The following is a 14,712-nucleotide window of genomic DNA, read 5'->3' on the forward strand; positions in this document are numbered from 1 at the left end:
CTGAGAGGAAGGGGAGAGGAAAACCGCTTTTTGCAAAAAGGGGTTTTCCTCTCCCCTTCCTCTCAGCCGCCGGAGGCACAAAAAAGGCGATAGACTAGAGCAGTTCCAGTTCTTTCATTGCGAGGTAGAGTTCGCGGCTGACCCATGCGTCGGTGGCTGCGTAGGTGACTTGCGCTTTGGCGAGGTTGTCCTTGGCCCAGTTGGAGCATTGGGCGGATTTGGAGATGCGGAATCCGAGCAGGTTGGCGGCCATGTTTCTGAGGCCGTGTGTCTGCATGCCGGACTGGGCCGAGATATCGGAGAGGTCGATGAATCCGCCGGGGGTGAAGTCTGAGAGTTTTTGCAGGCCGCAGATGTCATCGCGCACGGCCACGCCGGTTTTGATGATGGAGTCTTCGGCGAGGAGGTCGAGCAGGCCGTTGCTCATGGGCAGCAGGCTGATCTGGAAGAGGAAGACGCGGTCTGCGGTGGCCAGTTGCAGCAGGGAGGGCGGATTGGGCTTGCGTCCTTTCTTGAAGACGGGCCGGGTTTCGGTGTCGAAGCCGAGGAGCGGTTCGTTTTCGAGTTCCTTGAGTGCCTTGGTGCGCTGGTTTTCGGTGCGCACCACTTCCACAGGGCCTTCCCAGCGCCTGAGGGGCATGGCATTGATCTCCTGCTTGGAGAAAGCTCGTGTGTATTTCTCTGGTAGGTCGGGGTTCGGCATGGTTACTTGGTGTTCGTCTGTTCTCGCGTGGCGTGGAAGGTGACGTCAGGCCAGGTTTCGATGGCGTCGTCGAGGCGCCAGCGGCTCGGAGCAAGATAAGTCAGATTGCCGTCGCCGTCCAGTGCCAGGTACCGTTCCATGCGTGAACGGAAGCGTTTGAGTTCCTGCTCGGTGCCGCTGATCCATCGTGCGGTGTGCAGTTCAACGGGTTCGTAGATGGCGTCCACGCCGTATTCGTCGCGCAGGCGGGACTGGATGACGTCAAACTGGAGCATGCCGACCGCGCCGAGGATGTAGTCGTTGTTCTGGATGGGGCGGAAGAGCTGGACTGCGCCTTCTTCGGAGAGCTGGGTGAGGCCTTTGCCGAGCTGCTTGGCCTTGAGCGGCGATTTGAGGATCACGCGGCGGAAGAGTTCCGGGGCGAAGTTGGGGATGCCGGTAAAGGTCAGGGCTTCCTTGTCGGTGAAGGTGTCGCCGATGCGGATGGTGCCGTGGTTGTGCACGCCGATGATGTCGCCGGGCCATGCCTCTTCCACGCCCTCGCGGTCCTGAGCCATGAAGATTGTGGCCTTGGATACGGTGACGCTTTTGCCGATGCGGTGGTGCTTGACCTTCATGCCCTTGGTGAATTTGCCGGAGTTGATGCGCATGAAGGCGATGCGGTCGCGGTGTGCGGGGTCCATGTTCGCCTGAATCTTGAAGCAGACGCCGGAGAAGCTTGTTTCGTAGGGGGAGACGTCGCGTTCTTCTGCCGGGCGGGGGCAGGGACAGGGCGCGAGTTCCACGAAGGTGTCGAGCAGTTCGCGCACGCCGAAGTTGTTGATGGCCGAGCCGAAGAAGACCGGGGTCTGCTTTCCTGCGAGGTAGCGCTCGGGGTCGAAGGGGAACCCTGCGCCTTCGAGCAGTTCGATGTCCTCGCGCAGCTTGTCGGCATCCGGGCCGAGTTCGTCGTCGAGCTTGGGGTCTTCGAGGCTTTCGATGACGATGCCTTCCTTGATGCCGCCGCCGTGTGTTGCGGAGAAGAGGTGCAGTTTCTTTTCATGGATGGAGTAGACGCCCTTGAACTCCTTGCCCATGCCGATGGGCCAGGAAAGGGGGGCGCACTCGATGTTCAGGGTCTCTTCAATGTCGGCAAGCAGCTCGAAGGGGTCGCGTCCGTCGCGGTCGAGCTTGTTGATGAAGGTCATGATGGGCGTGTCGCGCAGGCGGCAGACGTCCATGAGCTTTCTGGTCTGGCGTTCGACGCCTTTTGCCGAGTCGATGACCATGAGGGCGGAGTCTACGGCGGTCAGGGTCCGGTAGGTGTCTTCGGAGAAGTCCTGGTGACCGGGGGTGTCCAGCAGGTTGATCTCGAAGCCTTCATAGTTGAAGCGCATGACCGAGGTGGTCACGGAGATGCCGCGCTGCTGTTCCATGGCCATCCAGTCGCTGGTGGCGTGGCGTGCGGCTTTCTTGGCCTTGACGCTGCCTGCGGTCTGGATGGCTCCGCCGAACAGCAGGAGCTTTTCCGTGAGCGTGGTTTTCCCGGCGTCCGGGTGACTGATGATGCCGAACGTGCGTCGGCGGTCCACTTCCTTTCGTATCTGCGCTTCCATGATCCTACCCTGAATAAAAAAGTCCGGGCCGCCAGAGCGACCCGGACTGCCGTATACCCGGATGCCGTAAAAGGTCAAGGTCAGAAGGCACGCACCGGGCGCACATCCGAGGAGCAGGGGCTCTCGTTGTAGCGCCACCAGAAGCGGCCGCTGCAGGTGTTCTCGCCGCTGAGCTGCGAGGCGGGCGTGAGGCGCTGGAGCACATCGCGTTTGTCCTGATCGAGCAGGGCCTGGCGAACGGTATCCTGCGCCTGCTCGGTGGTCATGCTGCCGTTGTCCAGCCCGGCAAGGGCTTTTTGCACGCCTTGGCGCAGGGTGTATACGTCGTGGGCAGGACCGAGTTCGGACCAGAACTTGACTGCCGCGTCTTTGTTGCCAAGGTCGGCTGCGGCGAGTCCGCCGTAAACGAGCGTCTCGCGGGTGCGGTCACGGGCGTCGAAGAGCGTGGTGAAGAGGTCGAGGGCAGCGCGGCTCTGGCCGGACCAGTAAAGGCTCATTCCGGCCTTGAGACGGGAGGAGAGAAACGGTGTCCGGCCGTCCTTGCGGTTGGCCTCGAAAGACTGGTTGTAGGCGGTTGCAGCCGCCGAGTATTCCTGCGTCGCGGCTTCGGGGTTGCCGCGCAGGCGGTTGCGGCGGGCGCTCTCGAAGCTCCTGTCTGCCACGTTGAGGGTCGAAACGCACCCGGCAAGGGTGGTGAGAAGTACCGCCATCGCGGTGATTCTGAAAAGCTGTTTCATGATGCGCCTCCGAATATCGGTAAATAAATCGAGTGTCAGGGGAAGCCTGTGCAGGCTTGTGCTTGTTGTTTGACGGGAACGAGGCTATCATGTTCCCGCGTTTCACCCAACATCATTATCTACAATCAGGAGATCTCGCGTGTCCACTGCCAGAACGCCTGTCATGCTTTTTGTCTTTGCTCTTGTGCTCGTTGTCCTCGTTCCCGTTGCCTCAATGGTTCTGGCCGCAGGAACGTTCCTGACCGTGGTTCATGGCGTGCTGGCTGCCGCCGCTGTGATATGCATAGTGGCCGGGATCCTCATGCTGCGCGCCGGGTTGGCTCCTCTTGCGGAGCTTGCCGGGACACTCGGCGTGGACGCCAGTGACGGTGCGGAAAAATTCAGGGACGCCGCAGCTTCCATGCGGGAGGCGCTTGAAAAGCGTGTCGAAGCCGCCGAAAAGTCGGAGCGCGGCGCACGAGACGCCGTGCGCGAGCTGGAGCGGACCGTTGAAGGCATCCGCAAGAGCGAGGCCTCGGCCAAAGAGGCTGTGCAGGCAATGCAGAAAGGCGCATCCCGTGCCGGCGGGTTGTCCGAACGGATTTTCAAGGCCATCGGCGAGCTTTCCGAGCAGGTGGATCACGTCAATTCCGGCGTGGAGATTCAGCGTGATCGCATGACCGAGACGGCCACGGCCATGGAGGAGATGACCAGCACGGTCATCGAGGTGGCCCGCAACGCGGGCAGCGCCGCCGAGAGCGCGACCGCCTCCAAGGAGAACGCCACCACCGGGGCCGAGGGCGTGCACCGCGCGGTCTCCGGCATAGAGGACATGCGCGGCCGGATCATGACCCTCAAGGAGTCCATGACCGGGCTGGGGCAGAAGGCCGACGACATCGGCCAGATCATGAACGTCATCACCGACATTGCGGACCAGACCAACCTGCTGGCGCTCAACGCGGCCATCGAGGCCGCCCGCGCGGGCGAGGCCGGGCGAGGTTTTGCGGTGGTCGCGGACGAGGTCCGAAAGCTTGCGGAAAAGACCATGCAGGCCACCAAGGAAGTGGGCAGCGCGGTAACCGAGATTCAGGAGCATGCCCGCGAGAACGTGGCCGCCGTGGAAAAGGCCGCCGAGGATATCGTCCTGAGTACCGAGGCAGCCACCGAGTCCGGCAAGTTCATGGAAGAGATCGTGCACATCGTGGACGAGACCGCGATTCAGGTGCAGTCCATCGCCGCGGCCAGCGAGGAGCAGTCCGCCGCCAGCGAGCAGATCAACCGCGCCGTGGCCGAGGTCAATCAGGTGGCCAACGAGACCGCGGAGGGCATGTCCCTTGCCACTGATGCGCTCACCGAGATTTCCGGGCTGGTGGAGAACCTCGACAACATCGTGCACGGCCTCGTTTCCGGCGACACCAGCACCCTCAAGGCCGACGGCAAGCTCTTCGAGTGGGACGACAGCCTGTCCGTGGGCGTCAGGGAGATCGACGGGCAGCACAAGGTGCTCATCGACCTCATCAACGAGCTCAACGACGCCATGCGCGCCCGCCGCTCCAAGGCCATCATGATGGACGTGGTCAAGCGGCTGGCCGATTATGCCGTGGAACACTTCGCCACCGAGGAACGGCTCTTCGACAGGTACGGCTACCCCGAGACCGAGGCGCACAAGGAAATTCACCGCAAATTCGTGGCCAAGGTCTCGGAATTCGCCGAACAGCTGAACTCCGGCAAGGCGTCCGTGACCATGGAAGTGATGCGGTTCCTCAAGGACTGGCTCATCGGCCACATCAAGGGGACCGACCAGAAGTACAGCGCGTTCCTAAACGAGAAGGGCGTGCACTAGCCCTCGCTTTCAGGGGGTGCGAAACCCCCTTTTCGTGCCCGGCTGTTGCATATCCCGGCTCTCTGAGATATCCCCACGACATGGCTACTCTTGTCACGGGCGGAGCGGGATACATCGGCTCCCACACGGCTAAGGAACTCACGCGCCGCGGGCGCGAGGTGGTGGTTCTCGATAACCTCTGCACCGGGCACCGCGATTTCCTCAAGTGGGGCGTCTTCGAGGAAGGCGACCTCGCCGACTCCGCGTTCATCGACCGGGTGTTCGAGGAGCACGGCATTGACGAGGTGGTCCACTTCGCCAGTTTCATCGCCGTGGGTGAATCCGTTCAGAAGCCTGACATCTATTACCGAAACAACGTGACCAATACGCTCAATCTGCTGGACGGCATGGTCCGGCACGGTGTGGAGCGCATCGTCTTCTCCTCGTCCGCCGCCGTGTACGGCGAGCCGCAGGCCGAGCGGCTGGCCGAGGACCATCCGCTGAATCCGCTCTCGCCCTATGCGTGGTCCAAGCGCATGATGGAGCAGGTGCTGGCCGACTATGGCACGGCCTTCGGGCTGCGCTCCGTCTCACTCAGATATTTCAACGCGGCCGGGGCCGACCTGGACGCGGAGGTTGGCGAACGGCATCAGCCCGAGACGCACCTCATTCCTCTCATACTGGCCGCCGCCGCAGGCCGCAGGCCGAGCATCAAGGTCTTCGGCACGGACTACCCGACCCCGGACGGCACCTGCCTGCGGGATTACATTCATGTCGCCGACCTCGCGACGCGCATGTGCGTGCGCTCGACCATCTGGCAAGCGGTGAGGCCACGGATGTCTTCAACCTCGGCAACGGCAACGGGTTTTCCGTGCGTGAGATTATCGATGTGGCGCGGGACGTCACCGGGCTGGACGTGCCCGTGGAGGACGCGCCCCGCCGGGCCGGGGATTCCCCGGCGCTGGTGAGCGCATCGGACAAGGCCATGCGCGTACTCGGCTGGGAGCCGCGTTTCGGCGATGTGCGCGAGGTGGTCTCCTCGGCGTGGAACTGGCACCAGAAGGACTGGCAATAACGGAGTTTCATGATCCGGATACGTTTTCTCATCGCGTGTATGCTGCTCTGTGTCCTTGGAGGATGCGGCTACGGCTTCTCGCACGGCCAGAGCGCCCTGCCCGAGGATCGCCGCACCCTGTTCATCGTCGAGGTGGACAACCCGACCCCGTACTCGTGGGTGGAACCGCGAATCCGTTCGCTCCTGCGCGACGAGATCACCCGCCGGGGCGTGGGCGAGTGGACCTCCCGCGAGCAGGCCAAGGGGCTCATCACCATCGAGATCGACCGCTACTACCGCCGTTCGGACGTCACCGGGGAAAAGGAAGAGACGCTGCAATCGGTTGCAACCATCACCTTTGAAGCCATTGTGCGTTCCTCGGTGGACGGCCGCGTGATGTGGCGTTCCGGAGATATTTCGCAGGAATGGCCGTTCGCTCCCGGCGAGGGCGACGAGGCGGACCAGAAGGTCACGGAACTGGCGGTGCGCCGACTGGTGGACCGCATGACCACGGGATTCTAGGGGCCTCATGAAACGACCTGCTTACAGCTTTCTGGTCTGTCCGGACCCGCAACTGCTCAAGCGCGCATCGGGAGATGCTCGCCGGAGCCGGTGCCGGAACGTGGGAACGCCGCGCCTTCTGGGGCGACGACGAAGACCCGCTACCGGATGCGTTCTGGACCGACCTGACCATCAAGAGCCTTTTTGCCCAGCCCAAGGCGCTCATCGTGCGCCGGGCAAACGCCTTCAAGGTGGACCAGTGGGACAAGCTGGGCGGCGCCATCACCGGGGCCTCTCCGGACGTCTGGCCCATCTTCTGCCTTGAAGGGGAGTGGAAAGGCAAGAAACCCGCAGTGCCCGCACATCTCGCCAAGCGCGACATCTGGAAGCGTGCGGACAAGGGCGGCTGGGTCTGGCAGTCCGGCGGGCTGGATAAAAAGAGCATGGGCGATTTTCTGCGTCGCTGGGCTTCGGACAAGGGCATTTCCTTTGACAAAGGTGCCGAGGTCGCGCTGGCTCAGGCGTTGCCCGAGGACGCGGTGGCCGCGAAGCTGGAGCTGGACAAGATCGAGCTTGCCGTGTGGGACGAGAAGGTGGTTCGCCGCGAGCACGCCTCACTGGTGGCGCCCACGGGCGAAATGGAGTTTTTCGACCTCATGGATTCACTGGCCCGGCGCGGTGCCGAGGCCGGGGTCTGGAAGCGCGTTCTCGAAGACCACATGAAGAACGCCAAGGACCGCATGCTCTTCAACCTCATCGGCTATCTGGCCTCGCAGGCCCGGCAGATGTGGATGCTCACCCATGGCGAGGAAAACGCTGTTCGCGCGCACCCCTTCGTGAAGAAGAAGCTGACGGCAAAGGGCAGCCAACTGGGTGAAAAGGGCATCATGCGGCTCATCGACCTCGCGCTTGACGCGGAGTACTCGGTCAAGACCGGGCTGCGGCGGCAGGAGGAAGTGCTGGACATGCTCATCGCCGACCTCATCTCGCTGTTCAGGAGCGGCCGGGCATAGCCCCGGCGGATGATAATCATACACGAACCCTTTCCATCCCTGTATCGTCATGACCAAGGACAAACCGCATTATCACGGACACCGGCAGCGGCTGAAGGAGCGGCTTGCGCAGAACCCGAGAGCGTTGGCCGACTATGAAGTCCTGGAGCTGGTGCTGGCCGGGGTGCTGCCCCGGCGGGACACCAAACCGCTTGCCAAGGCGCTGCTGGAAGAGTTCGGCACGCTCCCGGCCGTGATGCGGGCCGAGCCCGGACGGCTGGAGAAGCTCGACGGTGCCGGACCGGCGGTGGTGGCCCACTGGCGGCTCTTGCAGGAGCTGCTGGCCCGAGTGGCCGAAGGGACCATGCGGGAGCGTGAGGTTCTTTTCAATAGCGAGGCGGTGGCCCGCGCGGCCATGGCCCGTCTTGGCGGCAAGCGCACGGAAGAGTTCTGGGTGGCGCTTCTCGACACCAGAAACCGCGTTATCGCGTGGGAACGCGTGGGCGCGGGCACGGTGGACCGGGTGGAGGCCTATCCCCGCGAGATCATGGCACTGGCGCTGGAAAACAAGGCGCGTTCCGTGATCCTCGTGCACAACCACCCCGGCGGCAACCCCGAACCGTCCGAGGAGGACCAGTTGCTCACGCTGGGCATGATCCGCGCCGCCTCGACGCTTGACGTGTTGGTGAACGACCACGTTATCGTTTCGGAAAGCGGATACTTCAGCTTTCGGGACAAGGGCATGATCTAGGAAAGGAGCATATGGCAAAACTGCATGCAATCGTGAAGGGCAAGGTGCAGGGCGTCTGGTACCGGGCATGGGCCCAGGACCTCGCGGCGTCCATGAACCTCTCCGGATGGGTCCGCAACCTGAACGACGGCAATGTGGAAACCGAGGCGTACGGCGAACGGGCCGTCCTCGAAACCTTTCTTGAAAAACTATACGACGGTCCCCCGCTGGCAAGGGTTGCCGAGGTGGAGACCGCTTGGGCTGAAAGTGGCGAGACACCGTCCGGATTCAGGGTCCGCAGATAAATTTTCCGGATTGCCCTTGCCAACCGTGACAGGGGACTTAGTTAGTATCTCCTGAAATAACAATAATGAAGGAAGGGATTCCTTTTGACGAAGAAGAAAAAGACTCCGATCAAGCCACGGCGCATCAGCCGCAAGCGCCCCACGGGCGCGACCCGCACCCCGGTTCGTCCGGGCGGCGGGCAGGGCGGTGCTGCCGGTGGCCCTCCGGGCGGAGATTTTCCGGGTTCCTCCAGCATTCCAGAACTGCTGGAAGCCCTGTCCTCCGGTCCCGGACAGCCAGTGTTCGGCGACGGACAGAACGAGTCCGGCCAGCCGCATATTCCCACCACCCTTCCCGTGCTGCCGGTGCGGGATATAGTGGTGTTCAACTACATGATCCTGCCGCTTTTCGTGGGACGCGAAAAGTCCGTGGAGGCCGTGAACGCGGCCCTTTCCGGCGACCGCTACATCCTCATCCTCACCCAGAAGGACGAGAGCGTGGACGATCCCGGCCCGGACGACGTGTACCTGACCGGAACCGTGGGCATGATCATGCGTATGCTCAAGATGCCGGACGGTCGCCTGAAGGTGCTGGTACAGGGACTCGCCCGCGCGCGGGTCAAGGCCTTTACCAGCGAGGACCCCTACCACATGGCCGAGATCGAGCCGATCCTCGAACCCACCGAGGTGGCGCTTACCCCCGAGCAGGAGGCGCTGATGCGTTCCTCCCGCGAGCAGAGCGAGAAGATCCTCTCCCTGCGCGGCATCTCCTCGGCCGACATCATGAGCGTGCTCAACAACGTCAGCGAGCCCGGACGCCTTGCCGACCTCATCGCCTCGAACCTGCGCATGAAGGTGCCCGACGCCCAGAAGATTCTCGAATGCGAGGACCCGCTGGAGCGGTTGGAGAACGTCAACGCCCAGCTGGTCAAGGAAGTCGAAGTGGCTTCCATGCAGAACAAGATTCAGAGCATGGCCAAGGAAGGCATGGACAAGGCCCAGCGCGACTTTTTCCTGCGCGAGCAGATGAAGGCCATCAAGCGCGAGCTCGGCGACACCGAGAGTCAGGACGAGGACATCGACCAGCTCCGTCGGGCCATCGACAAGGCCGGTATGCCCCGCGACGTGCTCAAGGAGGCCTACAAACAGCTCGGCAGGCTTGAGTCCATGCACGCGGAGTCCTCCGAGGCCACCGTCATCCGCACCTATCTGGACTGGATGACCGAGCTGCCGTGGAAGAAGCTCTCCCGCGACCGTCTCGACATCAAGAAGGCCAAGACCATTCTCGACGAGGACCACTACGACCTTGAAAAGGTCAAGGAACGCATCCTCGAATATTTGAGTGTGAGAAAGCTCAACCCCAAGATGAAGGGACCGATTCTGTGCTTTGTCGGCCCTCCGGGCGTGGGCAAGACCTCGCTCGGCCGGTCCATCGCGCGAAGCCTCGGCCGCAAGTTCCATCGCATGAGCCTCGGCGGCATGCGTGACGAGGCCGAGATTCGCGGGCACCGCCGCACATACATCGGGGCCATGCCCGGACGCATCGTGCAGGCCATCAAGCAGTGCGGCACCCGAAACCCGGTCATCATGCTGGACGAGATAGACAAGCTCGGCAGCGACTTCCGGGGCGACCCGTCGAGCGCGCTGCTGGAGGTGCTGGACCCGGAACAGAACTATTCGTTCACGGACCACTACCTGAACGTGCCCTTCGACCTCTCCAAGGTCATGTTCATCTGCACCGCCAACATGCTCGACTCCGTGCCCGGCCCGCTGCTGGACCGCATGGAGGTCATCCGCATCCCCGGGTATACCGAGCATGAGAAGGTGGTCATCGCCAAGCGATACATCGTACCGCGCCAGACCGAGGAAAACGGTCTGGAGGAAAAGGAAATCCAGATCGGTGACAAGACCCTCGGCCGCATCGCCCGCGAATACACCCGCGAGGCCGGGCTGCGAAACCTCGAGCGCGAGGTGGGCACCATCTGCCGCAAGATGGCCCGGCGCAAGGCAGAGGGCGAGAAGGGCCCCTTCAAGATCACTCCGCAGTCGCTGCACAAGCTGCTCGGCCCGGCCAAGTTCCTTGATGACGAAAAGGAAATGGCCCTGCCCGCGGGTGTTGCCACCGGGCTGGCGTGGACCCCGGTGGGCGGCGAAATCCTGCACGTGGAAGTGACCACCATGCCCGGCAAGGGCAAGCTGATCCTGACAGGCAAGCTGGGCGACGTGATGAAGGAGTCGGCACAGGCCGCGCTCTCCATTGCCCGCGCACATGCCGACGAATACGGCATTGACCCCGACTTTGCGGAAAACCGGGACATCCACATCCACGTCCCGGCCGGAGCCACCCCCAAGGACGGCCCGTCCGCCGGTGTGACGCTGGTGACGGCGCTTATCTCCGCGCTCTCCGGCAGGTCGGTCAACGCCGACACCGCCATGACCGGGGAGATCAGCCTGCGCGGTCGCGTGCTGCCCGTCGGCGGCATCAAGGAGAAGATCCTCGCCGCCGTGTCGCGCGGCATGAAGCGGGTCATCATACCCAAGCAGAACAGGAAGGACCTCGACGACGTCCCCGAGGCGCTGCGCAAGCAGATCGTCATCAAGACCGTCGAGCGAGTGGAAGAGGTCTGGCCGCTGGCCGAGGTCTAGCGTCCACTATAGAGAGAATAAAGACGCCCCTGCCCGCTCTGCGCAGGGGCGTTTTGTCATGTTCGTCGTGCGTTAGAACTGTTCCCAGTCGTCGGATTCGGGCAGTTCACGCTGCACGGTTCTGGCAACGGCGGGCTTGGCTTTGGTTTTGGTCTGCCGCGCAGCCTGAGGAGAGTGGCCGTTGACCGTGAAGAACTCCATGGCCTCCTGCAGCTGCACTGCCTGAGCCGAGAGCTCCTGTGCCGTGGCAGAGAGCTCCTCGGAGAAGGAGGTGTTCTTCTGCACGGCCATGTCCAGATGCCCGATGGCGGTGGAAATCTGTTCCGCCGCGCTCTGCTGGTCCTGACTCGCTGCCGTGACTTCCTGCACCAGTTCTTCGGTGGTCTTGATGTCCGCCACGACCTTTTCGAGCATGGAGCCGGCCTTTTCCGCCACCTGCAGGCTGTTGCCGGTCAGGTCGCTGATCTCGTTGGCGGCCACGCCACTGCGTTCGGCCAGTTTGCGGACTTCGGCCGCGACCACCGCAAAACCCTTGCCGTGCTCGCCTGCCCGGGCAGCCTCGATGGCCGCGTTCAGCGCCAGCAGGTTGGTCTGTCGCGCGATTTCCTCGATGATGGAGGTGCGGTCCGCGATGTCGCGCATGGCCTTGACGGTCTGCTTGACGGCTTCACCGCCTTCGGTCGCATCCTTGGCGGTGCGCACCGCGATGTCGCGGGTCCGTTCCACGGTATGCAGGTTCTGGGTGATGTTCGCGGACATTTCTTCAACCGATGCCGCAACCTCTTCAACGGAGGAGGCCTGCTCCGTGGAGCTGTCGGCCATTTCCTCGGCAGAGGCGGAGACTTCCTCGCTGCCGGCTGCTACCATCTCTGCGGAGCTTTTCACCTGATACACGACGGTCCTGAGCGCCTCGATCATGCTGGCGAGGGAGCGCATGAGGTTGCCGAGCTCGTTGGGCGAGTCTGACTCGATGTCTTGGGTCAGGTCTCCTCGGGCCATCATCCCGGCGGCGTTCATGCCTTCGCTGACGGGAGCCACCACCAGCCTGCGCATGAAGAATATCACGATGGCGATGACGATGAAGGCCACTGCCGTGCCGATGCCGCTCAGGACGTAACCCTGCCGGATGGCTCCGGAGGTGATGTCACTCTCATACGCGCCCAGGCAGATGATCCACCCGGTGACCGGTTCGGTGCGGAAAATGAGAATCTTGTCTTCGCCGTCCCATTTGTAGGAGATGACGCCGTTGCCGCGGTTCATGGCCTGGCGCACGAAGTCCTTGCTGCTGTGATTCTCAAGGATGACGCCCTTGTTTATGGGGTGGTAGATGAACCGACCGTCCGAGTCGAGCATGAAGGCATATCCTTCGTGGCCGACCTTGATGGGATCGATGAAGCGGGAGGTGAAGGCCGCCCAGTCGCCGAGCAGGGCGATACCGCCTGCCAGTTCGTTTTGTGCGTTGTAAACGGGCACGCTTACGGCGAAAAGCAGCGTGTCCCCGGTTTTGGCCTTGAATATGGTTTTGGAAACATAGGAGTCCGCGCCGCTGAGGATGTTACTGACGTAGGGGCGTGAAGCGATGTTTACTCCCTCGAACTGTGTTCCGTCCGAGCCGTAGCCACTGACGATGACCCCATCCTTGTTGAAGATGAGCGCGCCCCAGAGGCTCTTGTTACCGGCAACCGAGTCCTTGAGGACCTTGCGCGCGCTGTCGCCCTGTCCGGTGGTGGCGGCCATGGAGATGGTCACGTTGTTGGAAAAGCCTTTTGCGAGCGAAACCGAGTCGCTGATGAACATGTCCAGCGAAGAGCGGATGCTCGATGCAATCTCTTGTGCAGCGCTGGATTCCGATTCGTAGACCAGAGCGGTGGTGGTGTTGTTGACGTAGAGGACTAGCGCTGCGACCCCTGCGATGATCGCGCCCACAACCGGCAGGATGATGGTGCGTGCCAGACTCCGTGTGACCCAGTTGAACATGACGAACTCCTTCGTGCTTCAAGAGTATCTTTTGTCGCCGAAACCATTGCGGTCAATTGGTTGCATACGCTCAGTGAGAACCATTTTCGTTGAGCGGTCAACCATAAAATCGCACTTACAGCAGCAAAAGGCCCAAGAAAAGTGGGGTATTGCAAAATGGGGGATTTTCCCGGTTTCTTATATGTTTTGCCATATTCGCCACGGTAATATTTTCGAATCTCTGGTGGCATTATAATTCAAAAATAGGAATTAGTTTGAAAACCGGAACCCATGATACTGTTGTTGCCGGATCGTTGCCGGGCCGCTTCCGGATCGACGAAAATGCGCCGTTTCATACTATTGCGAAATCAGTCTTAACCCGTTATGTAGTCAGGCCCGGCCTGCCGATGCAGTCGGAGAGTATACATTTACAAAGGTGTAAAAATGAGACCAGATTTCGAGAAAATGAACGGCCTGATTCCCGCCATTGCGCAGGACGCCGAAAGCGGCGAAGTCCTCATGATGGCCTACATGAACGAAGAAGCGTGGGACAAGACCCTTGAGACCGGCGAGGTCCATTACTACTCCCGTTCCCGCAGGACGCTCTGGCATAAGGGCGGCACTTCCGGTCATGTACAGAAGGTCCATTCCATCCGTCTCGACTGCGACGATGACACCATACTGGTCCGTATCGAACAAATCGGCGGCGCGGCCTGCCACAAGGGCTACCGCAGCTGCTTTTACCGTGAATTGAAAGATGGGGAAGTGACCGAATGCTCCCCCGTGGTCTTCGATCCCAAGGAGGTCTACAAGTAATGTCCGGACAATCCCTCAGACTCGGTGTGCCCAAAGGTTCCCTGCAGGACGCTACCATCAAGCTTTTCGCCAAGGCGGGCTGGAACATCCGGCTGCACCACCGCAACTACTTTCCGGATATAGACGACCCCGAGCTCGACTGCTCCCTTGCCCGTGCGCAGGAAATGAGCATGTATGTCGAACGCGGCACCTTCGACGTCGGCCTTACCGGGAAAGACTGGATCATGGAGAACAGCTCCGATGTGGTCGTTGTCGACGACCTCATCTACTCCAAGGTCTCCAACCGCCCGGCCCGCTGGGTGCTCTGCGTCAACGGCAACTCGCCCTTCAAGCGCCCTGAAGACCTCGAAGGTTGTAAAATCGCCACCGAACTCGTGGGCTTCACCAAGAAGTACTTCGAGTCCATCGGCGTGAACGTCGAAGTCATGTTCTCGTGGGGGACCACCGAGGCAAAGGTGGTTGAAGGCCTCTGCGACGCCATAGTGGAGATCACCGAGACCGGGACCACCATCAAGGCCAACGGTCTGCGCATCATCGCCGAGCTGATGCAGACCAACACCCAGCTCATCGCCAACAAGGACGCCTGGAACGACCCGTTCAAGCGCAAGAAGATCGAAGAGATCAACCTGCTGCTTCAGGGCGCCCTCAAGGCCGAGAAGATGGTCGGCCTCAAGATGAACCTGCCCAAGGACAAGATGGAAGCCGCGCAGGAGCTTCTGCCTGCGGTCACTTCGCCCACCGTGGCGGAGCTGCAGGACGGCAACTGGCTCTCCGTGGAAATCGTCATCGAGGAGTCCGTGGTCCGGGACATCATCCCCGGACTCAAGGGACTCGGCGCGGAGGGCATCATCGAGTATCCGCTCAACAAGGTCGTCTAGACGCGACCCGCACCAATCA

At 61.8% G+C, this 14,712-nt stretch carries 12 protein-coding genes and 1 pseudogene; 9 read left to right on the plus strand and 4 right to left on the minus strand.

Annotated elements, in window-relative coordinates:
* Positions 1–94 precede the first annotated feature (94 nt).
* From JCM12178_RS14420 to JCM12178_RS14430, 3 genes are all read right to left on the minus strand, one after another.
* Entirely contained in the window at positions 95–703 is a 609-nt protein-coding gene (locus JCM12178_RS14420; protein ID WP_054652342.1) for a 3'-5' exonuclease, read from the minus strand.
* A 2-nt stretch (positions 704–705) separates the two neighbouring features.
* A complete protein-coding gene (locus JCM12178_RS14425; RefSeq protein WP_054652344.1) occupies positions 706–2,298 on the minus strand; it encodes a peptide chain release factor 3 in 1,593 nt (530 codons plus the stop codon).
* Positions 2,299–2,378: 80 nt separating this feature from the next.
* Positions 2,379–3,035, minus strand: coding sequence for a tetratricopeptide repeat protein (locus JCM12178_RS14430; RefSeq protein ID WP_054652346.1), 657 nt, complete (start codon positions 3,033–3,035; stop codon positions 2,379–2,381).
* Positions 3,036–3,174: 139 nt separating this feature from the next.
* Here JCM12178_RS14430 and JCM12178_RS14435 point away from each other — a divergent pair, with 139 nt between their 5' ends.
* The 7 genes and pseudogenes from JCM12178_RS14435 to lon all read left to right on the plus strand — a co-directional run bounded on the left by JCM12178_RS14435 (position 3,175) and on the right by lon (position 11,043).
* Positions 3,175–4,857 carry a bacteriohemerythrin gene (locus tag JCM12178_RS14435; protein WP_083465961.1) on the plus strand — a complete coding sequence of 561 codons (1,683 nt, stop codon included), beginning with the start codon at positions 3,175–3,177 and terminating at the stop codon, positions 4,855–4,857.
* 80 nt (positions 4,858–4,937) lie between these two features.
* Positions 4,938–5,911 (plus strand): annotated as a pseudogene (gene galE / locus JCM12178_RS14440) (UDP-glucose 4-epimerase GalE).
* Between the two features lie 9 nt (positions 5,912–5,920).
* Positions 5,921–6,412 (plus strand): LPS assembly lipoprotein LptE, encoded by a 492-nt coding sequence (gene lptE, locus JCM12178_RS14445; protein ID WP_054652350.1) that lies wholly within the window; start codon positions 5,921–5,923, stop codon positions 6,410–6,412.
* Between the two features lie 74 nt (positions 6,413–6,486).
* A complete protein-coding gene (locus tag JCM12178_RS14450) occupies positions 6,487–7,404 on the plus strand; it encodes a DNA polymerase III subunit delta (protein ID WP_245628805.1) in 918 nt (305 codons plus the stop codon).
* A gap of 49 nt (positions 7,405–7,453) precedes the next feature.
* A complete protein-coding gene (radC, locus tag JCM12178_RS14455; protein WP_054652352.1) occupies positions 7,454–8,134 on the plus strand; it encodes a RadC family protein in 681 nt (226 codons plus the stop codon).
* 11 nt (positions 8,135–8,145) lie between these two features.
* On the plus strand, positions 8,146–8,418 hold the full coding sequence (locus tag JCM12178_RS14460; protein ID WP_054652354.1) for an acylphosphatase: 273 nt from the start codon (positions 8,146–8,148) through the stop codon (positions 8,416–8,418).
* 279 nt (positions 8,419–8,697) lie between these two features.
* Positions 8,698–11,043, plus strand: coding sequence for an endopeptidase La (gene lon, locus JCM12178_RS14465; RefSeq protein ID WP_439646710.1), 2,346 nt, complete (start codon positions 8,698–8,700; stop codon positions 11,041–11,043).
* Positions 11,044–11,115: 72 nt separating this feature from the next.
* Here lon and JCM12178_RS14470 read toward each other — a convergent pair whose 3' ends face one another.
* Positions 11,116–13,020, minus strand: coding sequence for a methyl-accepting chemotaxis protein (locus JCM12178_RS14470; protein WP_054652359.1), 1,905 nt, complete (start codon positions 13,018–13,020; stop codon positions 11,116–11,118).
* A gap of 423 nt (positions 13,021–13,443) precedes the next feature.
* On the opposite strand from JCM12178_RS14470, the gene hisI reads away from it, so the two are divergent.
* Positions 13,444–13,815: a phosphoribosyl-AMP cyclohydrolase gene (hisI, locus tag JCM12178_RS14475; protein ID WP_054652361.1), complete on the plus strand. Its 372-nt coding sequence runs from the start codon at positions 13,444–13,446 to the stop codon at positions 13,813–13,815.
* The gene (hisG, locus tag JCM12178_RS14480; protein WP_054652363.1) at positions 13,815–14,693 is read left to right on the plus strand and encodes an ATP phosphoribosyltransferase; all 879 of its coding nucleotides are present in this window, start codon (positions 13,815–13,817) and stop codon (positions 14,691–14,693) included. Before hisI ends, hisG begins: the two co-directional genes overlap by 1 nt.
* Positions 14,694–14,712: the final 19 nt, after the last annotated feature.

The sequence above is a fragment of the Salidesulfovibrio brasiliensis JCM 12178 genome, assembly GCF_001311825.1.
GTDB classification, from domain to species: domain Bacteria; phylum Desulfobacterota; class Desulfovibrionia; order Desulfovibrionales; family Desulfovibrionaceae; genus Pseudodesulfovibrio; species Pseudodesulfovibrio brasiliensis.